This window comes from Streptomyces ardesiacus (genome assembly GCF_003112575.1).
Lineage (GTDB): Bacteria > Actinomycetota > Actinomycetes > Streptomycetales > Streptomycetaceae > Streptomyces > Streptomyces ardesiacus.
Map to the genome: position 1 here is coordinate 652,517 of NZ_BEWC01000005.1, position 19,863 is coordinate 672,379.

General features: G+C 70.1%; 17 protein-coding genes and 3 tRNA genes. 11 read left to right on the top strand and 9 right to left on the bottom strand.

All coding sequences use genetic code 11. The features are described from left to right. Positions 1–190 precede the first annotated feature (190 nt). The 8 genes from purS (at position 191) to purM (ending at position 8,624) form a co-directional block, all read left to right on the top strand. Entirely contained in the window at positions 191–463 is a 273-nt protein-coding gene (purS, locus tag Sdi02f_RS19615; RefSeq protein WP_003974895.1) for a phosphoribosylformylglycinamidine synthase subunit PurS, read from the top strand. After that, positions 460–1,140, top strand: coding sequence for a phosphoribosylformylglycinamidine synthase subunit PurQ (gene purQ, locus Sdi02f_RS19620; RefSeq protein WP_031049884.1), 681 nt, complete (start codon positions 460–462; stop codon positions 1,138–1,140). Before purS ends, purQ begins: the two co-directional genes overlap by 4 nt. Then, positions 1,137–3,395, top strand: coding sequence for a phosphoribosylformylglycinamidine synthase subunit PurL (gene purL / locus Sdi02f_RS19625; protein ID WP_108933739.1), 2,259 nt, complete (start codon positions 1,137–1,139; stop codon positions 3,393–3,395). The genes purQ and purL overlap by 4 nt, the downstream gene beginning before the upstream one ends. A gap of 132 nt (positions 3,396–3,527) precedes the next feature. Next, positions 3,528–4,010: an ArsR/SmtB family transcription factor gene (locus tag Sdi02f_RS19630; protein WP_031185086.1), complete on the top strand. Its 483-nt coding sequence runs from the start codon at positions 3,528–3,530 to the stop codon at positions 4,008–4,010. A 55-nt stretch (positions 4,011–4,065) separates the two neighbouring features. Continuing rightward, positions 4,066–4,902: a M23 family metallopeptidase gene (locus tag Sdi02f_RS19635; protein ID WP_031087492.1), complete on the top strand. Its 837-nt coding sequence runs from the start codon at positions 4,066–4,068 to the stop codon at positions 4,900–4,902. A gap of 9 nt (positions 4,903–4,911) precedes the next feature. Beyond that, the gene (locus tag Sdi02f_RS19640; RefSeq protein WP_108933740.1) at positions 4,912–5,709 is read left to right on the top strand and encodes a maleylpyruvate isomerase family mycothiol-dependent enzyme; all 798 of its coding nucleotides are present in this window, start codon (positions 4,912–4,914) and stop codon (positions 5,707–5,709) included. 270 nt (positions 5,710–5,979) lie between these two features. Further along, positions 5,980–7,506, top strand: coding sequence for an amidophosphoribosyltransferase (purF, locus tag Sdi02f_RS19650; protein ID WP_030404880.1), 1,527 nt, complete (start codon positions 5,980–5,982; stop codon positions 7,504–7,506). Positions 7,507–7,556: 50 nt separating this feature from the next. Next, the gene (gene purM / locus Sdi02f_RS19655; protein ID WP_030404879.1) at positions 7,557–8,624 is read left to right on the top strand and encodes a phosphoribosylformylglycinamidine cyclo-ligase; all 1,068 of its coding nucleotides are present in this window, start codon (positions 7,557–7,559) and stop codon (positions 8,622–8,624) included. A 72-nt stretch (positions 8,625–8,696) separates the two neighbouring features. On the opposite strand, the gene Sdi02f_RS19660 is transcribed toward purM, so the two are convergent. Beyond that, complete coding sequence (locus Sdi02f_RS19660) at positions 8,697–8,951, bottom strand: DUF3073 domain-containing protein (protein ID WP_030404878.1); 255 nt, start codon at positions 8,949–8,951, stop codon at positions 8,697–8,699. Positions 8,952–9,272: 321 nt separating this feature from the next. After that, positions 9,273–10,367 carry a Leu/Phe/Val dehydrogenase gene (locus tag Sdi02f_RS19665; RefSeq protein WP_030404877.1) on the bottom strand — a complete coding sequence of 365 codons (1,095 nt, stop codon included), beginning with the start codon at positions 10,365–10,367 and terminating at the stop codon, positions 9,273–9,275. Positions 10,368–10,596: 229 nt separating this feature from the next. Between Sdi02f_RS19665 and Sdi02f_RS19670 the strand changes: the two genes are divergently transcribed. Together Sdi02f_RS19670 and bldC are read left to right on the top strand one after the other, a co-directional pair. Next, the gene (locus Sdi02f_RS19670; protein WP_030404876.1) at positions 10,597–11,448 is read left to right on the top strand and encodes a DUF8083 family protein; all 852 of its coding nucleotides are present in this window, start codon (positions 10,597–10,599) and stop codon (positions 11,446–11,448) included. A gap of 569 nt (positions 11,449–12,017) precedes the next feature. Then, positions 12,018–12,224 (top strand): developmental transcriptional regulator BldC, encoded by a 207-nt coding sequence (gene bldC, locus Sdi02f_RS19675; RefSeq protein WP_003949541.1) that lies wholly within the window; start codon positions 12,018–12,020, stop codon positions 12,222–12,224. A 462-nt stretch (positions 12,225–12,686) separates the two neighbouring features. Here bldC and Sdi02f_RS36495 read toward each other — a convergent pair whose 3' ends face one another. From Sdi02f_RS36495 to Sdi02f_RS19710, 7 genes are all read right to left on the bottom strand, one after another. Beyond that, positions 12,687–12,881 (bottom strand): DUF6274 family protein, encoded by a 195-nt coding sequence (locus Sdi02f_RS36495; RefSeq protein WP_030404875.1) that lies wholly within the window; start codon positions 12,879–12,881, stop codon positions 12,687–12,689. Between the two features lie 191 nt (positions 12,882–13,072). Beyond that, positions 13,073–13,147: transfer RNA gene (locus tag Sdi02f_RS19685), tRNA-Asp, on the bottom strand. A 104-nt stretch (positions 13,148–13,251) separates the two neighbouring features. After that, on the bottom strand, positions 13,252–17,235 hold the full coding sequence (gene hrpA, locus Sdi02f_RS19690) for an ATP-dependent RNA helicase HrpA (protein WP_030404874.1): 3,984 nt from the start codon (positions 17,233–17,235) through the stop codon (positions 13,252–13,254). Positions 17,236–17,353: 118 nt separating this feature from the next. Then, a tRNA-Phe gene (locus Sdi02f_RS19695) sits at positions 17,354–17,427 on the bottom strand. A gap of 24 nt (positions 17,428–17,451) precedes the next feature. Beyond that, positions 17,452–17,526: transfer RNA gene (locus Sdi02f_RS19700), tRNA-Asp, on the bottom strand. A gap of 95 nt (positions 17,527–17,621) precedes the next feature. Then, complete coding sequence (locus Sdi02f_RS19705; RefSeq protein WP_030404873.1) at positions 17,622–18,308, bottom strand: lysophospholipid acyltransferase family protein; 687 nt, start codon at positions 18,306–18,308, stop codon at positions 17,622–17,624. Between the two features lie 8 nt (positions 18,309–18,316). Beyond that, entirely contained in the window at positions 18,317–18,574 is a 258-nt protein-coding gene (locus Sdi02f_RS19710) for an acyl carrier protein (RefSeq protein ID WP_030404872.1), read from the bottom strand. A gap of 401 nt (positions 18,575–18,975) precedes the next feature. Here Sdi02f_RS19710 and scoE point away from each other — a divergent pair, with 401 nt between their 5' ends. Beyond that, entirely contained in the window at positions 18,976–19,863 is an 888-nt protein-coding gene (scoE, locus tag Sdi02f_RS19715; protein WP_108933741.1) for a (3R)-3-[(carboxymethyl)amino]fatty acid oxygenase/decarboxylase, read from the top strand.

Here is a 19,863-nt window from a genome sequence, read left to right on the forward strand (position 1 = left end):
CCCCGCGTGTCCGTCGCGCAATAGCTGCCCCGCACCGGATCCGGGATCTTTCCCGAAGCTTTTCGTGAGCACCCCCTCCCGATGCCGAATCGTGACTGGGCTCACGTAGATTCCTCCAAGGCTACGCGCGTAGAAATTTTGTACGGGTAGTCTGAAGGAACCTGCTCAGCACCACACACCGGGAGTGCCAGTGGCACGCGTCGTAGTCGACGTCATGCTCAAGCCGGAGATCCTCGACCCCCAGGGCCAGGCGGTGCAGCGCGCACTGCCGCGACTGGGTTTCGAAGGGATCTCGGACGTCCGTCAGGGAAAGCGATTCGAACTGGAAGTGGACGGGCCGGTCGACGACGCCGCCCTCGCCCGCATCCATGATCTTGCGGAATCCTTCCTCGCCAACACCGTGATCGAGGACTTCACCGTCAAGGTCGAGTCCGAGGACGTGGTCGCGGGGGCCGCGAAGTGACCGCTCGTATTGGCGTCGTCACTTTCCCCGGCAGCCTCGACGACCGGGACACGCAGCGCGCGATCCGCGTCGCCGGCGCCGAGCCCGTCGCTCTCTGGCACAAGGACAAGGACCTCAAGCAGGTCGACGCCGTGGTGCTGTGCGGCGGTTTCTCGTACGGCGATTATCTGCGCGCCGGCGCCATCGCCCGCTTCTCGCCCGTGATGGACACCGTCATCGACCAGGCGAAGGCCGGTCTGCCGGTGCTGGGCATCTGCAACGGCTTCCAGATCCTCACGGAGGCCCACCTGCTGCCGGGCGGCATGCTGGGCAACGACCACCTGCACTTCATCTGCCGCGACCAGAAGCTGCGGGTGGAGAACGCGGACACCGCCTGGACCGGCGACTACACGGCCGGCCAGGAGATCCACATCCCGCTGAAGAACATGGACGGCCGCTACGTCGCCGACCGGCGCACGCTGGACGAGCTGGAGGCCGAGGGGCGGGTGGCCTTCCGCTACCTGGACATGAACCCCAACGGCTCGCTCAACGACATCGCCGGCATCACCAACGCCGCCGGGAACGTCGTCGGCCTCATGCCGCACCCCGAGCACGCCGTCGAGCCGCTGATCGGTACGGGCCGTACCGACGGTCTGCCGTTCTTCACCTCGATCCTCAAGAAGCTGGTCAACGCATGAGCCGGACGCCTCTGGACACGGTCGAGCACGCGGCCGCGACCCCCGACGTCGAGCTGCCCTGGGCCGAGCTGGGCCTGAAGAAGGACGAGTACGAGAGGGTCGTGGAGATCCTCGGCCGCCGCCCCACCGGCGCGGAGCTGGCCATGTACTCCGTGATGTGGTCCGAGCACTGCTCGTACAAGAGCAGCAAGGTGCACCTGCGCCAGTTCGGCGAGAAGGCCCCCCGGTCCGACGCCCTGCTCGTCGGCATCGGCGAGAACGCCGGTGTCGTCGACGTCGGCCAGGGCTACGCGGTCACCTTCAAGGTCGAGTCGCACAACCACCCGTCCTACGTGGAGCCCTACCAGGGCGCGGCCACGGGCGTGGGCGGCATCGTGCGCGACATCATCGCGATGGGCGCCCGCCCGGTGGCCGTGGTCGACCCCCTGCGCTTCGGCGCAGCCGACCACCCCGACACCAAGCGCGTCCTGCCCGGCGTCGTCGCCGGCATCGGCGGCTACGGCAACTGCCTGGGCCTGCCCAACATCGGCGGCGAGGTCGTCTTCGACGCCTGCTACCAGGGCAACCCGCTGGTCAACGCCGGTGCCATCGGCGTCATGCGGCACGAGGACATCCACCTCGCCAAGGCGTCCGGCGCGGGCAACAAGGTCATCCTGTACGGCGCCCGCACCGGCGGCGACGGCATCGGCGGCGCCTCGATCCTGGCCTCCGAGACCTTCGACGACGCCAAGCCGTCCAAGCGCCCCGCCGTCCAGGTCGGCGACCCCTTCCAGGAGAAACTCCTCATCGAGTGCACCCTGGAGGCCTTCGCCGAGAAGCTGGTCGTCGGCATCCAGGACCTGGGAGCGGCGGGCCTGTCCTGCGCGACCAGCGAACTGGCGTCGAACGGCTCCGGCGGCATGCGCGTCACGCTGGACGACGTCCCGCTGCGCGACTCGACGCTCTCGCCCGAGGAAATCCTCATGAGCGAGTCGCAGGAGCGCATGTGCGCGGTGGTCGAGCCGGAGAAGGTCGACCGCTTCCTCGAGATCTGCGACAAGTGGGACGTCATCGCCACCGTCATCGGCGAGGTGACCGACGGCGACCGGCTGGAGATCTTCTGGCACGGCGGCAAGATCGTCGACGTCGACCCGCGCACCGTCGCCCACGACGGCCCGGTCTACGAGCGCCCCTACGCCCGTCCGGACTGGCAGGACGCCCTCCAGGCCGACGACGCGAACAAGCTGCCCCGGCCCGGGACGGGTGAGGAGCTGAAGGACCAGGTCCTCAAGCTGGTCGGCTCGCCCAACCAGGCGTCCAAGCAGTGGATCACCCAGCAGTACGACCACTTCGTGCAGGGCAACACCGTCCTCGCCCAGCCCGAGGACTCGGGCATGATCCGCGTGGACGAGGAGTCCGGCCTCGGCGTCGCCATCGCCACCGACGGCAACGGCCGCTACGCCAAGCTCGACCCGTACACGGGCGCGCAGCTCGCCCTGGCGGAGGCCTACCGCAACGTGGCCACGACGGGCGCGAAGCCGCTGGCGGTCTCCGACTGCCTGAACTTCGGCTCGCCGGAGGACCCTGCGGTCATGTGGCAGTTCGCGGAGGCCGTGCGCGGCCTGGCCGACGGCTGCCTGCAGCTGGGCACCCCGGTCACGGGCGGCAACGTCTCGCTCTACAACCAGACCGGCGAGGCCGCCATCCATCCCACCCCGGTGGTCGCGGTCCTCGGCGTCATCGACGACGTGGCCCGGCGCACGCCGGTCGCCTTCCAGGAGGACGGCCAGCTGCTGTACCTGCTGGGCGACACGCGTGAGGAGTTCGGCGGCTCGGCCTGGTCCCAGGTGATCCACGGCCACCTCGGCGGCCTGCCCCCGAAGGTCGACCTGGAGCGCGAGCGCCTGCTCGGCGAGATCCTGATCTCCGCCTCCCGCGACGGCATGATCGACTCCGCGCACGACCTGTCCGACGGCGGTCTGGTCCAGGCGGTCGTCGAGTCGGCGCTGCTGGGCGGCCGGGGCGCGCGTCTGGTCGTACCGGACGGGCTCGACGCGTTCACCTTCCTGTTCTCGGAGTCGGCGGGCCGCGCGGTCGTCGCCGTCCCGCGCTCGGAAGAGGTCCGCTTCAACGACATGTGCGGTGCCCGCGGCCTGCCCGTCACCCGCATCGGCGTGGTCGACGGCGACGCGGTCGAGGTCCAGGGCGAGTTCACCCTCTCCCTGGCGGAGCTGCGCGAGGCCCACGAGGGGACGATCCCGGGGCTGCTCGGGTAGCAGCGGTACGACGTACGTGGAGGGGCCGTCCGGAGCGTTCCGGGCGGCCCTTTCGCGTGCCCGGCGGGAACGCGCTTGCGCGGAATTACGAACTTACGTAATCTCAAAGGCGTGGAGCACCTGGAACAACGCGTGGCCGACCTCGAACGGCGCCTCGCCGCCCTGGAGGCCGCCGACCGGCCCGCCCCCGGGCCCCAGGAGGGCGACTTCTGGGCCCTGGAAGGACTGAAGGAGCAGCTCACCGGGATGGGGGCGGCGACCGGAGGCGTCCTGTTCACCGGCGCGGTCCGGCTGCCGACCGGGGAGCGGTACGAGTGGCAGCACGGCGCACTGGCCGACGGCCTCCTGGAGGCCGACTGGGCCGAGTCCGCCGAGGTGTTCGCCGCCCTCGGGCACCCCGTGCGGCTGCGGCTGCTGCGGGAGGTCCTGGGCGGCCGGCGCACCGCCGCGGAGCTGGCCGAGCTGGACGGGATGGGCACGACCGGCCAGATCTACCACCACCTGCGCCAGCTCACCGGCGCCGGCTGGCTGCACACCACCGGCCGGGGCCGTCACGAGGTGCCGCCGGGGCGGGTCGTGCCGCTCCTGGTGGCGCTGTCGACCGCGCGGAACTGACCGGGACCGCCGGGACCGCCAGGCCCCTCGGGTCCGTCACGAGCAAGGGGGAACGATGTCCGCACGCAAGCTCGCCATGATGACCTTCCGGGGGCTGCAACTCGCCTTCGCCGCCCTGGTGGCCGTCGCCGTCCTCCTCGACCCGGCGCTCCCGTGGTGGTGCGTCGTCCTGCCGCTGGTCCTCGCCCACGCCCTGATCACCGTGGTCAACCGGTGGAACGGCGGCGCCCCGGACGCCCCCGGCCGGGCCCCCGCGCCCGTCGAGGTCGCCCCGCCCGTCACCGGCCGCTGGTCCGCGCTGAACAGCCCCGCCGACCGCACCCCGAGCCACGGCGTCCACGCCTACGGCCAGACCTTCGCCATCGACCTCGTCGCCGAGCCGGAGCCCGGCGCCCGCCCCGGCTTCCGCCTCCTGTGGCCGCTCGCCCGGCGCGCCCGCGCCTTCCCGGCGTTCGGCGCCCCGCTCCTCGCGGTGGCCGACGGGACGGTCGTACGGGCCGCCGACGGCCGGCGCGACCACCTGAGCCGGACCTCGCTGCCCGCGCTGCTGTACCTGATGGTCGTCGAGGGCTCGGTGCGGGAGATGGCAGGCGTCCGGCACCTCGTCGGCAACCACCTGGTGCTGGAGCTCGACGACGGCACCCACGCCCTGTACGCCCACGTCCAGCGGGGTTCCTTCACCGTCCGCGAGGGCGAGCGCGTCCGCGCCGGACAGGTGGTCGCCCGGTGCGGGAACTCCGGCAACTCCACCGAGCCGCACGTGCACTTCCAGCTGATGGACGGCCCCGACCCGGACACGGCCCGGGGCGTCCCCTTCACCTGGCGCGGCATCGGCGTCCCGCGCAACGGCGAGATCGTCGAGACGCCCTCGCCGGCCACCTCGCCCGCATAGGCTCACCGCATGCCCCCGGCCAGAAAGCGCCCCCGCGCCTACGACCCCGCCCGCACCCGCGCCGCCGTCCTCGCCCAGTTCGGGCACGTACGGGCGGCCGTCCGCACCCTCACCCCCGAGCAGCTCGCCCTGCCGACCCGGCTCGGGGAGTGGACCGTGCGGGAGCTGGTGGCGCACGTGGGCAGGGCGCTGACCGCCGTGGACCTGCTGCTGGACGAGCCCGAGCCGGCGCGGCAGGACGGGCGGCTGCCCGACTGGCCGTCCGCCATCGCCGCCGACGCGGACGCCATCGCCTCCGCCGCCCGCCGGCTCGCCGCCGAGCACCCCGACCCGGACGCCGGCCTCGCCGAGGCCGAGCGGCGCTTCACCGGGCGGCTCGACACCCACCCCGGGAGCAGGCTGGTCCCGACGAGCGCGGGTGCCCTGCCGCTGGCCGACTACGTCGTGACCCGCACCGTCGAGCTGGTCGTCCACACCGACGACCTGAACGCCGCGGTCCCCGGCCTCGACGTCCCCTACGACCGGCAGGCCCTGGCCGCCGCGACCCGGCTGCTCGCCGACGCCCTCGCCGTGAAGGCGCCCGGCGGTTCGACGGAGGTGCGGATCCCGCCGTACGCCGTCGTCCAGTGCGTGGAGGGCCCCCGGCACACCCGGGGCACCCCGCCCAACGTCGTCGAGACCGACCCGCTGACCTGGATCCGGCTGGCCACCGGGCGGCTGGCCTGGCAGGACGCCCTGGACGGGGCCGCGGTGAGCGCGAGCGGGGAGCGGGCCGACCTCTCAGCCCTGCTGCCGCTGCTGGGCTGAGGGGAGGCGGATGCCACCGTCGGCGACGGACGCGTCACGCTCGGCGTCCCGTCCGCGACCCGAATGATGTGCGAAGGCTCACTCATGGACGCCGGGAAGCGGCTTCCGGACCCCTTCGACGGTTCGGCCGCATCGCCGCTCCGATCATGAAACCCTCCCGCTGACCAGGGACAACGGCGCCACGGGCCGGATCACCGCCGGACCGTGATCACCCGCTGGCCCCTTGTCCCCAATTCGGACCAGTGGTCGACCTCGCCTACACTCGGTGGCGTGCCACGTGGTGACGGTCGACTCAATCACGATCTGCTTCCCGGCGAGAAGGGCCCCCAGGACGCTTGCGGCGTCTTCGGTGTCTGGGCTCCGGGCGAAGAGGTCGCAAAGCTCACGTACTTCGGGCTGTACGCCCTCCAGCATCGGGGCCAGGAATCCGCGGGAATCGCGGTCAGCAACGGCTCCCAGATCCTCGTCTTCAAGGACATGGGCCTGGTGTCCCAGGTCTTCGACGAGACCTCGCTCGGTTCGCTCCAGGGTCACATCGCGGTCGGTCACGCCCGCTACTCGACCACGGGTGCCTCCGTGTGGGAGAACGCCCAGCCGACGTTCCGTGCCACCGCGCAGGGCTCCATCGCGCTCGGGCACAACGGCAACCTCGTCAACACCGCCCAGCTCGCCGGGATGGTCGCCGACCTGCCCAAGCAGGACGGCCGCTCCACCCGCGTCGCGGCGACCAACGACACGGACCTGATCACCGCGCTGCTCGCGGGCCAGGTCGACGACGACGGCAAGCCGCTGACCGTCGAGGAGGCGGCCGGCAAGGTGCTGCCGCAGGTGCGCGGCGCCTTCTCCCTCGTCTTCATGGACGAGCACACCCTCTACGCCGCCCGCGACCCGCAGGGCATCCGTCCGCTGGTCCTGGGCCGTCTCGAGCGCGGCTGGGTGGTCGCCTCGGAGTCCGCCGCCCTCGACATCTGCGGTGCGAGCTTCGTCCGGGAGATCGAGCCGGGCGAGTTCGTCGCCATCGACGAGAACGGCCTGCGAACATCCCGATTCGCAGAAGCGAAGCCCAAGGGCTGTGTCTTCGAGTACGTGTACCTGGCCCGCCCGGACACCGACATCGCCGGCCGCAACGTCTACCTCTCGCGCGTCGAGATGGGGCGCAGGCTGGCGAAGGAGGCCCCCGCGGAGGCCGACCTCGTCATAGCGACCCCGGAATCCGGCACCCCCGCCGCGATCGGGTACGCCGAGGCCTCGGGCATCCCCTTCGGCAACGGTCTGGTGAAGAACGCCTACGTGGGCCGCACCTTCATCCAGCCCTCGCAGACCATCCGCCAGCTCGGCATCCGCCTGAAGCTGAACCCCTTGAAGGAAGTCATCAAGGGCAAGCGGCTGGTCGTCGTGGACGACTCCATCGTGCGCGGCAACACCCAGCGGGCCCTGGTCCGCATGCTGCGCGAGGCCGGTGCCGCCGAGGTCCACATCCGGATCTCGTCGCCCCCCGTGAAGTGGCCCTGCTTCTTCGGCATCGACTTCGCCACCCGCGCCGAGCTCATCGCCAACGGCATGAGCGTCGAGGAGATCGGCACCTCGATGGGCGCCGACTCCCTGGCGTACATCTCCATCGACGGCATGATCGAGGCGACCACCATCGCCAAGCCGAACCTGTGCCGCGCCTGCTTCGACGGCGAGTACCCGATGGAGCTCCCCGACCCCGAGCTGCTCGGCAAGCAGCTCCTGGAGACCGAGCTGGCCGCGGGGCCCGCCGGTACGGCCGCCGCCGACGCCATCCGTCGCCCGTAGCCGTCCGCCTCCCCGCCCCACCGCCGTACGACACGAAGGTTCTCATCGTCATGCCTGACACAACTGGTGCCAGCTACGCAGCCGCCGGCGTCGACATCGAGGCGGGCGACCGCGCCGTCGAGCTCATGAAGGAGTGGGTGAAGAAGACGCGCCGCCCCGAGGTCCTCGGCGGCCTCGGCGGCTTCGCCGGCCTCTTCGACGCCTCCGCCCTCAAGAACTACGAGCGCCCGCTGCTCGCCTCCGCCACCGACGGCGTCGGCACCAAGGTCGACATCGCCCGGCAGCTCGGCGTCTACGACACCATCGGCCACGACCTGGTCGCCATGGTCATGGACGACATCGTGGTCTGCGGCGCCGAGCCGCTGTTCATGACCGACTACATCTGCGTCGGCAAGGTCCACCCCGAGCGGGTCGCCGCCATCGTCAAGGGCATCGCCGAGGGCTGCGTGCTGGCGGGATGCGCCCTGGTGGGCGGCGAGACGGCCGAACACCCCGGCCTGCTGGGGGCGGACGACTTCGACGTCGCGGGCGCCGGTACGGGCGTCGTGGAGGCCGACCGGCTGCTCGGCCCGGACCGCATCCGTACGGGCGACGCGGTGATCGCCATGGCGTCCTCCGGGCTTCACTCGAACGGGTACTCGCTGGTCCGCCACGTCCTGCTGAACGAGGGCGGCCTGGCGCTCGACGCCCACCTGGACGGCCTCGGCCGCACCCTCGGCGAGGAGCTGCTGGAGCCGACCAAGATCTACTCCCTGGACTGCCTGGCCCTCATGCGCACCGCCGAGGTCCACGCCTTCAGCCACGTCACCGGCGGCGGACTCGCGGCCAACCTGGCCCGCGTGATCCCCGACGGCCTGCACGCCGTGGTCGACCGCTCCACCTGGACCCCGGGCGCGGTCTTCGACCTCGTCGGCCGGACCGGCAAGGTGGAGCGCCTGGAACTGGAGAAGACCCTCAACATGGGCGTGGGCATGATCGCGATCGTGCCCGAGGAGTCGACGGACGTGGCCCTGACGGCCCTCACCGACCGCGGCGTGGACGCCTGGGTGGCCGGCGAGATCACCGACCGCGGCGCGCACACGACGGGCGCGGCACTGGTGGGCGACTACGCCGCCTGAGATGCCGCGGGCAGCACAGAACCCGGTCGGTGACAGACATCATCACCGACCGGGCTGGTGTTCCGTGCTAGGTCAAGCGCCGCGTCGCTGTTGGGAAGGGGACTGGCCGTCCTCGTCCTCGTCGTCGTCCTCATAGAGGTCGGCGTAACGTGCGTACACGTCGTCGTCCTGCTCATCGTCCTCGAATCGCTCGCCGTTCGGCGGTTGTGCGTTCGATGGCGATGCGCCCAGCTCCTCGGCCAGGCGGGAGAGATCAGTCCCACCGCTGTTGTACTTCAGCTGGCGGGCGACCTTCGTCTGCTTGGCCTTGGCCCGGCCGCGCCCCATGGCTCGACCCCCTCAACGACGGGGCTCGACGGCCCCAGAGTCTTGACACGCGTTCATGGTCCGGAACGGGCTCTCCGCGGAGAGACCGGTCCGTAGGGCTTCCACGGTACCTGAGCCCACGCCCATACGGTACGTCGCCCGCAGCACGTGGACCTGCCCAGGACCGTCGAGGCGCCCCGTCCTCGCTGGTCAACCGCGATTTTAACCACCTTTCGGCGGTCGACCCGCCGGGATAAGTGAGAGTTCTCTCGAACTGCCCCCTCCGGCGGGTACGCGTCAAACCCGCGGGGGCCCTGCCGGGCCCCCGCCGTCATGGCCGGATCACCGCCGGCCGCGTGCCTCCGCCATCCGCTGCTCGGCGATCCGGTCGGCCGCGGCGGCCGGCGGAATACCGTCTTCCTTCGCACGTGCGAATATGGCCAGCGTGGTGTCGAAGATCTTCGACGCCTTCGCCTTGCACCGGTCGAAGTCGAACCCGTGCAGCTCGTCGGCGACCTGGATCACACCGCCGGCGTTCACCACGTAGTCCGGTGCGTAGAGGATCCCGCGGTCGGCGAGGTCCTTCTCCACGCCCGGGTGGGCGAGCTGGTTGTTGGCCGCGCCGCACACCACCTTGGCGGTCAGCACCGGCACGGTGGCGTCGTTCAGCGCGCCGCCGAGCGCGCAGGGCGCGTAGACGTCCAGGTTCTCCACCCGGATCAGCGCGTCGGTGTCGGCGACGGCGACCACCGACGGGTGCCGCTCGGTGAGGGCCCGCACGACGTCCTTGCGCACGTCGGTCACGACCACGTGCGCGCCCTCGGCGAGCAGGTGCTCGACCAGGTGGTGGCCGACCTTGCCGACGCCCGCGATGCCGACGGTGCGGTCGCGCAGCGTCGGGTCGCCCCACAGGTGCTGGGCCGCGGCCCGCATGCCCTGGTACACGCCGTAGGAGGTGAGGACGGAGGAGTCGCCCGCGCCGCCGTTCTCCGGGGAGCGCCCGGTGGTCCAGCGGCACTCGCGGGCCACGACGTCCATGTCGGCGACGTACGTGCCGACGTCGCAGGCGGTGACGTAGCGGCCGCCGAGCGAGGCGACGAACCGGCCGTAGGCGAGGAGCAGTTCCTCGCTCTTGATCTGCTCGGGGTCGCCGATGATCACGGCCTTGCCGCCGCCGTGGTCGAGCCCGGCCATGGCGTTCTTGTACGACATCCCGCGGGCGAGGTTGAGCGCGTCGGCGACGGCCTCCGCCTCGCTCGCGTACGGGTAGAAGCGGGTACCGCCGAGCGCGGGGCCCAGGGCGGTGGAGTGGAGGGCGATGACGGCCTTCAGGCCGCTGGCGCGGTCCTGGCAGAGCACGACTTGCTCATGACCCCCCTGGTCCGAGTGGAACAGGGTGTGCAGTACATCAGCAGGTGCGCCGGTTACGTCGGTCACGGTGGTGACTCCTGTGTAGGTGCGGCGATGGGCGGCAGCCCCCGTGCGGGTGGCGGGGACCGTGGCACGAGATTAGAGCCTGGTGGTGCCGGCCCGCCCCACCGTGCGCAGGATCACCTCCGCACGGAGTACGGGCGTGCGACGATTTGCAGAGATTCTCGCGCGTTTGTGATCTGTTTCCACGGCTTTCCGCAGGTTTTCGCGCCGGTGCGCGGGGGAGGGAGCAGGCGTGCCCAAGGTGTCCTCGGTGATCGTCCCGTATGCGGCGTATCTGCGTGTCTACGAGCCGCTGGCGGCCTTCCCCGACGAGGAACGCGCCCACTGGACCCGCTACGCCCGCCGCGCCGACCGGCCCTCCTACCAGGACGAGTTGCGCCGCTCCCTGGCCGACCTGCTGCCGACCCCGCCCGTGGCGGTGCCGGTGCACGAGAGCGCCGACGCCTTCGTGACGGAGGTGGACGGCGTGGTCTGCGTCTGCCCCTGGCGGACCCGGCTGCGCGGCTGGCGGGCGCTGGGCGAGCTGGCCGAGGACTTCCCGGAGCCGGTCCTGGACGCGCTGATCCCCCCGGTCGTACGCCGCCAGAGCGCGCAGGACTACGAGCGCTGGCTGGAGCGCAACCCGGACGCCCGGCCGTGGATCCGCACGGCCACCTGGCAGGTGCCGATCAACTGGTTCGTGCTGGTCTCCGACGAGGAGCGGGAGTACGAGGAGGGCGGCGGCGGCCCGGCGTCGACCGCGCCGGTGCTGCGCTACCGCACCCCGATGGTCCAGGCCCGACGGCGGGTGGCCCGGGGGCTGCGGGCCCTGCGGGAGGCCGTCGACGAGGGGCCGCTCATCGACGGGCTGGTGGACGTGGGGCGCTGGCTGGAGGAGTTCCACCCGCGCTCCCTGGTCGAGTTGGACTACGGCGGGCTGGTGCACGCCCTGCCGGCGGGCGAGTTGGAGGCGGACCACTCCGCGGCGGACGTGGCCGAGGGGATCGAGGCGCTGCGGCACGGCGACGGGGCCGCCGCGGGGGCGGCCTACGGGCGGCTGGTGGAGCGCTGGCGGGCGGTCCGGGACCGGCGGTCCGCCAACTGACCGCCCGGGCCGGTCGGTGAACTGACGTTTGACGTACCGCTCGATGTGGGGTTTCGTCTTCCGCTCCGACACCTGTTCGGTGTGGGCTGATCCTTTGTCGACAAAGGACGTAGGTCCCGATCCGGGCGTTTGCGTCAAGCGTGACGGACCGCACGTACATCACTCTTGCGCCGCTTCCCCCTCCTCATGCCAAAATAGGACAAGGAGCCCGGGGAGGGCTCCTTCCGTCCTGCTGTGGTGCACTGTGGGCGGAATCTCAGCATTGCACGCTTTGGGGGGTCTGATGTCAGGTCGGGTGTCCCCTGTGCGCCCTGTGACTGATCGTCACAGAGGCGTGACTGTCCGCTATGGCATGGTCCATCGGCTTCCGTCGCTGATGAACACCTGGGAGGGCAATTCCATCGGTTTGGCCGACGCGGCTGGACAGATGGTGTAGTTGTAGTGCCGAGGACAAGCCGTTCGTCCTATAACCGACTCGACTCGCGTCCGCCATTTCGGGCAACGCGGGTCAAGGTGCAGAATTTAGAGGAATGAACCGAGAAGGTTCGGTTCTCCCGAGGAGGCCGCTCATGACCGCTCGCACCCCTGATGCCGAGCCGCTGCTGACCCCGGCTGAGGTCGCCACCATGTTCCGCGTCGACCCGAAGACGGTCACGCGCTGGGCGAAGGCCGGCAAGCTCACGTCGATCCGCACGCTCGGCGGGCATCGCCGCTACCGCGAAGCCGAGGTCCGCGCCCTGCTCGCGGGCATTCCGCAGCAGCGCAGCGAGGCCTGAACAACCGAATAACCGGGCAGAACGGCAGGTCCCCCAACCTGCCGAGGCGCCTGGAACCACAGCTCCAAGCGACGCGGTCCCTGCCCCAACAGAGGTGCGTCGTCGATCGCGCTGGACTCCGCCGGGTCCAGCGCGATTTTCTGTGTCCGGGCCGGTGCTCCGGCCGGTGTCCGGTCCGTGTCCGGTCCTGTGTCGGCCGGCGGGCCGGCGGCCGGTTCTGTGAGCGGGCTTGTCGGAGTCTGGGGGGCGGTGTCGGTTCCGCTGTGCGGGTGCCGCCAAGGCGGTGCAATTGCACATATTAAATTGACCAGTTGTAGGGGAGGCGTAAGGGCCTCTGTTTCAAAAACTCATGCGGTGACACCCGTCACACGGCGCGGAGGTTGTTGGGTCCTGCGCCCGTGCGCTAATGGAGCCGTGGCCTCCACGAGGTCTGTGCGGCAAGGGTGTTGGGGCCGGCGGGGCTCACGCCGTGGGCGCGCTCCCGTCCTCGACGCCCTCTTGACGGCTCGTAGGAGACTGTGGACCCGGCGAGTCCAGCGCCAGCCGCAACAGGCGGTGGCAGATGGGGCAGTGGCGCGTCACGTGACGGTACGGCAACGCGGCCGACAGGTGCGCCCGGAGCAGGGCCCTGGTCTCATGCCTGACCGACGCCGCCATACGCCACCTCCAGGGGCCACACGGGGGACGTGCCCTGCCTTTGGAGTACCGAGCGAATGTGACGTCGTCAAGGCCGCGGGAGGGCCTCTGAGGGCCCCTCAGGGCTTCTGGGGTCTCCTGGCGTCCACGTGAGCAGACCCGACCACGTCGAAAGAGGCCCCGCACCAGACGGTGCGGGGCCTCTTTCACTGCGGTCCTGACGGGATTTGAACCCGCGGCCTCCACCTTGACAGGGTGGCGAGCACTCCAAACTGCTCCACAGGACCAGGTTTCGCGGCGCTTCTTGTGCGGTGCGCTGCGAGAACAGACTGTACAGGAGGGCGGGCCCCCGGTCGAACTCACCCTCCGTGCAGGCTTCGTCACCCTCCCGTCAGGGCGCGAGCGCGTCGATCGCCTTCACGATCCGCTTGTCGGAGACCGGGTACGCCGTGCCCAGCGCGTGCGCGAAGTAGCTGACCCGGAGCTCCTCGATCATCCACCGGACGTCCAGGACCTGCTGCGGCACCGGACGGCCCTGCGGCATCTGTTCGAGCAGCCACGCGTACTCGTCGCGCATCTCGTGGACCTTCTCCATGCGGGACGTGTCCCGCTGCACGCCCGTCGGCATCTGCTGGAGCCGGCGGTCCGCCGCGACCAGGTAGCGCATCAGGTCCGGCAGCCGCTTGATCCCCGCCTCGGTGACGAAGCCGGGCTTCACCAGCGCGTCCAACTGCGTCCGTACGTCCTGGAGGTTCGCCAGCAGGGCCGGACTGCGTACGGCCTTCAGCCGGCGCTCGCACGCCTGCCAGGCCGCCAGCACCTGCTGCACCTGGCCCACCGTGCGGACCGTCGTGTCGACGATCTCCGCGCGGACCTTGTCGTAGAGCTTGCGGTACGACTCCTCGTCCCACGCCGGGCCGCCGAAGTCCGCGATCAGCTTGTCCGCCGCCGCCATGGCGCAGTCGTCGAACAGCGCCTGGATCGAGCCGTGCGGATTCGCGGACAGGCCCAGCTTCTGCTGGTTCGTCAGCTTCTCGGACGCGAACTTCGCCGGATTGACCGGGATGTTGCGCAGGATCAGCCGCCGCGTGCCCTTCCACATGGCCTGCGCCTGCTCGGCCTCGGTGTCGAAGAGGCGGACGGAGACCGTGTTCGCCTTCGGGCCGTCGTCCACCAGCGCCGGGTACGCCTTCACCGGCTGGCCGGCCCGGCGGGTCTCGAAGACCCGGGTCAGCGTGCCGATCGTCCAGTCCGTCAGCCCGGAACGCTCGAGGGACTCCCCGCCGCTGCGCTCCGCCGTGGCCGCCGCGGCCTGCGACAGCGCCTTGCGGGCCTTCGGGCGCAGCCGGAGCTTGAGCGCCTCCAGGTCCTTGTCCTCGGCGAGCTTGCGGCGGCGCTCGTCGACGATCCGGAACGTGATCTTCAAGTGGTCGGGGACCTTCGCCCAGTCGAAGTCCTCGGCGTCGAACGGCACCCCCACCATGCGCTTCAGCTCCCGCGCCATGGTCACCGTCAGCGGCTCCTGGAGGGGCACCGCCCGGTCCAGGAACGCCTGGGCGTAGTTCGGCGCGGGCACGTAGTGGCGGCGCACCGGCTTGGGCAGGGAGCGGATCAGCTCCGTGACGACCTGTTCGCGCAGGCCCGGGATCTGCCAGTCGAAGCCCTCGTCCGTCACCTGGTTGAGCACCTGGAGCGGCACGTGCACGGTCACTCCGTCGGCGTCCGCGCCCGGCTCGAACTGGTACGTCACCCGGAACTTCAGCGGCCCCTGCCGCCACGAGTCCGGGTAGTCGTCCTTGGTGACCGCCCCCGCCTTCTCGTTGATGAGCATCTCGCGCTCGAAGTCGAGGAAGTCGGGCTGCTCGCGCCGCTTGTGCTTCCACCAGGAGTCGAAGTGCGCGCCGGAGACGACGTGTTCGGGCACCCGCTGGTCGTAGAAGTCGTACAGCGTCTCGTCGTCGACCAGGATGTCCCGGCGCCGTGCCCGGTGCTCCAGCTCCTCGACCTCGGTCAGCAGCCTGCGGTTGTCGGCGAAGAACTTGTGGTGCGTGCGCCAGTCGCCCTCCACCAGGGCGTTGCGGATGAACAGCTCGCGGCTGACCTCGGGGTCGATCCGCCCGTAGTTCACCTTGCGCTGCGCCACGATGGGCACGCCGTAGAGCGTGACCTTCTCGTACGCCATCACGGCCGCCTGGTCCTTCTCCCAGTGCGGTTCGCTGTAGGTGCGCTTGAGGAGGTGCCCGGCGAGCGGTTCCACCCACTCCGGCTCGATCTTCGCGTTGACGCGGGCCCAGAGGCGGGAGGTCTCCACCAGTTCGGCCGACATCACGAAGCGCGGGGGCTTCTTGAACAGCGCCGAGCCCGGGAAGATCGCGAACCTCGCGTTCCGGGCGCCCACGTACTCGTTCTTCCCCGTGCTCCTCCCGCCGTCGCCCCCGGCCTCCTTCACGTCCTTCATGCCGACGTGGGAGAGCAGCCCGGCCAGCAGCGACACGTGCACGCGGTCGTCGGGGGCGGCGTCCTCGGCGTCGTTGACGTGGATGCCCATCTGCTTGGCGACCGTGCGCAGCTGCGTGTAGATATCCTGCCACTCGCGGATGCGCAGGAAGTTGAGGTACTCCTGCTTGCACATCCGGCGGAAGGACGACGAGCCGCGCTCCTTCTGCTGCTCGCGCACATAGCGCCAGAGGTTGAGGAAGGCGAGGAAGTCGCTGGTCTCGTCCTTGAAGCGGGCGTGCTGCTGGTCCGCCTGGGCCTGCTTGTCCGCCGGACGCTCCCGCGGGTCCTGGATGGACAGCGCGGCGGCTATGACCATGACCTCGCGGACACAGCCGTTTTTGTCCGCCTCCAGCACCATCCGGGCCAGGCGCGGGTCGACGGGCAGCTGGGCGAGCTTGCGGCCGGTCTCGGTCAGCCGCTTGCGCACGTCCTTCTGCGCCGGGTCGAGCGCCCCCAGCTCCTGGAGGAGCTGCACACCGTCGCGGATGTTGCGGTGGTCCGGGGGATCGATGAAGGGGAACTTCTCGATGTCGCCGAGGCCGGCCGCGGTCATCTGCAGGATGACGGAGGCGAGGTTGGTGCGAAGGATCTCCGCGTCCGTGAACTCCGGGCGGGCGTCGAAGTCGTCCTCGGAGTACAGCCGGATGCAGATGCCGTCGGAGGTACGGCCGCAGCGGCCCTTGCGCTGGTTGGCGCTGGCCTGCGAGATCGGCTCGATGGGCAGCCGCTGGACCTTGGTGCGGTGGCTGTAGCGGGAGATGCGGGCGAAGCCGGGGTCGATGACGTACTTGATGCCGGGGACGGTGAGGGAGGTCTCGGCGACGTTGGTCGCCAGGACGATCCGGCGCCCGGTGTGCTGCTGGAACACTCGGTGCTGCTCGGCGTGCGAGAGGCGCGCGTACAGCGGCAGGACCTCCGTGAACCGGTATTTCTTCTTCTCCAGCGCGTCCGCCGTGTCGCGGATCTCCCGCTCGCCGGAGAGGAAGACGAGGATGTCGCCCTTGCCCTCGCCCATCAGCTCCTCGACGGCGTCCGTGATCGCCGTGATCTGGTCCCGGTCGGCGTCCTCGCCGTCCTCCTCCAGGAGCGGCCGGTAGCGCACCTCCACGGGGTACGTCCGCCCGCTGACCTCGATGATCGGGGCGTCGCCGAAGTGCCGGGAGAAGCGCTCGGGGTCGATGGTCGCCGAGGTGATGACGACCTTGAGGTCGGGACGCTTCGGCAGCAGCTGGGCGAGGTAGCCCAGCAGGAAGTCGATGTTGAGCGACCGCTCGTGGGCCTCGTCGATGATGATCGTGTCGTAGGCGCGCAGCTCGCGGTCGGTCTGGATCTCGGCGAGCAGGATGCCGTCCGTCATCAGCTTGATGAAGGTGGACTGCGGGTTCACCTGGTCGGTGAAGCGCACCTTCCAGCCGACGGTCTCCCCGAGCGGGGTGTCCAGCTCGTCCGCGACCCGCTCGGCGACGGTGCGCGCGGCGATCCGTCGGGGCTGGGTGTGCCCGATCATGCCGCGGACACCCCGGCCCAGCTCGACACAGATCTTCGGGATCTGCGTGGTCTTGCCGGACCCCGTCTCACCGGCGACGATCACGACCTGGTGGTCACGGATGGCCGCCGCGATCTCGTCCTTCTTCTGGCTGACCGGGAGCTGCTCGGGGTAGGTGACGGCCGGCACGCGCGCCCGGCGTTCGGCGATGCTCTGCTCGGCCTTGGCGACCTCCGTCTCGATCTCGGCGAGAACGGCGGCGCGGGCCTCCGGCTTACGGATCTTCCGCGCACCCTCCAGCCTGCGGCCGAGCCGGTGCGCGTCACGCAGCGACAGTTCGGTCAGCCGGGGGGCGAGGGTGCCGAGGGCGGGGGCAGGGTGCGTAGACATACGGGTTCCAGGATCTCATCCTCGGGAAAAACCTGGCGAACGCTTTTGCCGCGGCGTCCGCACAGGCCCCGCAGGCACCTACAACAAGGCCCCGATCCGGGGATCGGGGCCTGTGCTGTGGCTGGGGCCGGGGTCGAACCGGCGACCTATCGCTTTTCAGGCGATCGCTCGTACCAACTGAGCTACCCAGCCGCGAGGTTTCACGTGAAACCTCAGCGGTCCTGACGGGATTTGAACCCGCGGCCTCCACCTTGACAGGGTGGCGAGCACTCCAAACTGCTCCACAGGACCAAGCTTCGTACGACAGTGTCGCACATCTGCCGGACCACGTGGCGGGCGTACCGGCCGGGGCGGGGCGAGCGAGGGAGGGTGGCCGCGGCCCGTGATCATGCGCCGCTGTTCTGCTTCATGCGCTCCCTGACCGTGGACAGGTAGATGTCCGCGTACTCCTGGCCGGACTGGGCGGCGATCGCCTGGGTGATCCGGTCGGTCACGGTGCGCCTGACGCGGCGGTCCGCCTGGCGGCCGTGGTCCTCCTCGAAGGTGAGGGGCGCTCCGAAGTTGACGGTGAACCGGGCGACGTGAAGCCGCTTGCTGCCGACCGGGTGCACTTTGTCGGTGCCGATGAGACCGCAGGGGACCACGGGGAATCCGCCGGCCAGGGCGAGCCAGGCAACGCCCGCGTTGCCCTTGTACAGCCGCCCGTCGGGAGAGCGGCCCCCTTCGACGTGGATGCCGACGACATCGCCCCGCTTCAGGATGTCCAGTGCGCCGGTCAGTCCCGAGGTCACGCCGGCTCCGCTGCTCTTGTCGATCGAGATCATGTCGATGGAGCGGAAGAAGAGGGCCTGCGCCTTCCCTTTCAGGCCGGGCATTTCGAGCCAGCCCTGTTTGCCCACGAAATGGACCCGGCGCGGGGTCAGTATCGGAATGAAGAGCGAGTCGAAAAAGGAAAGGTGATTGGAGGCGATGATGAACGGGCCGGGCGGAAGATTCTCCAGCCCCCGAACCCGCGGCCGGAGTATCAGTCGGACAAGGGCCGCGAGGGTGAGTCTCAGCAGTGTGCGGAGCATGGAAGACCCTACTTGGAGGTGAGCTTCTCGAGAAGCAGGGCATAGGTGGCCGACAAGGACCGAATGTGCTGCGGATTCTCGTCCACCATGGTGACGTGGTACTTCTCCTCCAGGGCGACCAGGATTTCCAGCGCCATGAGTGAATCCACGTCCAGGTCCTCGGCGAAGTCGGCCGTGTCGGTGACCTGCGCGACGTCGACGTCGAGGACTTCGGCGAGGGTGGAGCGCAGGTCCTCCAGGTCGAGCACGCCCGTCTGTTCCGGCATAGTGGCGATCCTCCATGTGTGCAATTGAGGCGGAGCGTGACGGGGACTGCCGTCCGCGACAGAGGCCCCTGGAGCCCGGAAAGATTCCGCACCGCTCCCGGGAAGAAGGTAACAATGGCGGCTAAAGCGCGTCGTAAAGAGCGCTTACCGCCCGGTGGTGCGCTCCGGTTCCCGCTCCGCCGCTCTCCGTCCGCCTTCCGCGGAATCGACGCGGAAGTGCCGTCGTACCGCCTGCGCGGGAGATCGGGGTGGTCCAGTGGATCTCGCCGCCGCGAAAACGTGGACCCCTTCGCCGCCGGTCGCTTTCAACCGCGCTTTGGACAGAGTTTAGAGAAGTTTACGAGCACTTCGCGAGACTCGGAGCGCAAGCTGCGGAGGCGGCACCGATGGGGAGGCAACCAATGCGCATCCAAGCACCGGAGTCCTCGGCGCTCGGCGTGGAGATCCATGACTTCGACCCGCGTTCGGCGAGCGAGCAGGAGATCGCGGAGCTGCTGCACCAGGTCTACACGGCCAAGATCGTGGTGCTGAAGGGCCAGGACCTGGACTCGCCGGGCTTCATCGACCTGGGCCGCCGGCTCGGTGAGATCGACGTCTACTACGAGCCGATGTACCACCACCCGGAGTACCGGGAGATCTTCGTCTCCTCCAACGTGCCGGCGGACGGCAAGCAGATCGGCGTGCCCAAGACCGGCAAGTTCTGGCACGCGGACTACCAGTTCATGCCGCGCCCCTTCGGGCTCACCCTGATCTACCCGCAGGTGATCCCCCAGGAGAACCGCGGCACGTACTTCATCGACATGGGCAGGGCCTACGAGAGCCTGCCGCAGGACCTGAAGGACGCGATCGCCGGCACGCGCGCCGAGCAGTCGCCGCGCCGCTACTTCAAGATCCGCCCCTCGGACGTGTACCGGCCGGTCTCCGAGCTGCTGGAGGAGATCGAGCGCAAGACCCCGGCGGTCAAGCACCCCACCACGTTCACGCACCCGGTCACCGGCGAGACGGTGCTCTACATCTCCGAGGGCTTCACCTGTGCCCTGGAGAACGAGGCCGGCGAGCGGCTGGACGACTCGCTGGTGCCGCGGCTGCTCGAGGCGACCGGACAGCTCGACCCCGAGTGCACGCACCCGCTGACCCACCTCCAGACGTACGAGGAGGGCGACCTGCTGGTCTGGGACAACCGCAGCCTGATCCACCGCGCGCTGCACACCACGACGCCCGAGCCCGCCGTCTCGCACCGGGTCACGGTGCACGACGCGCACCCGTTCTTTGCCGGCACGGGCGCCTGA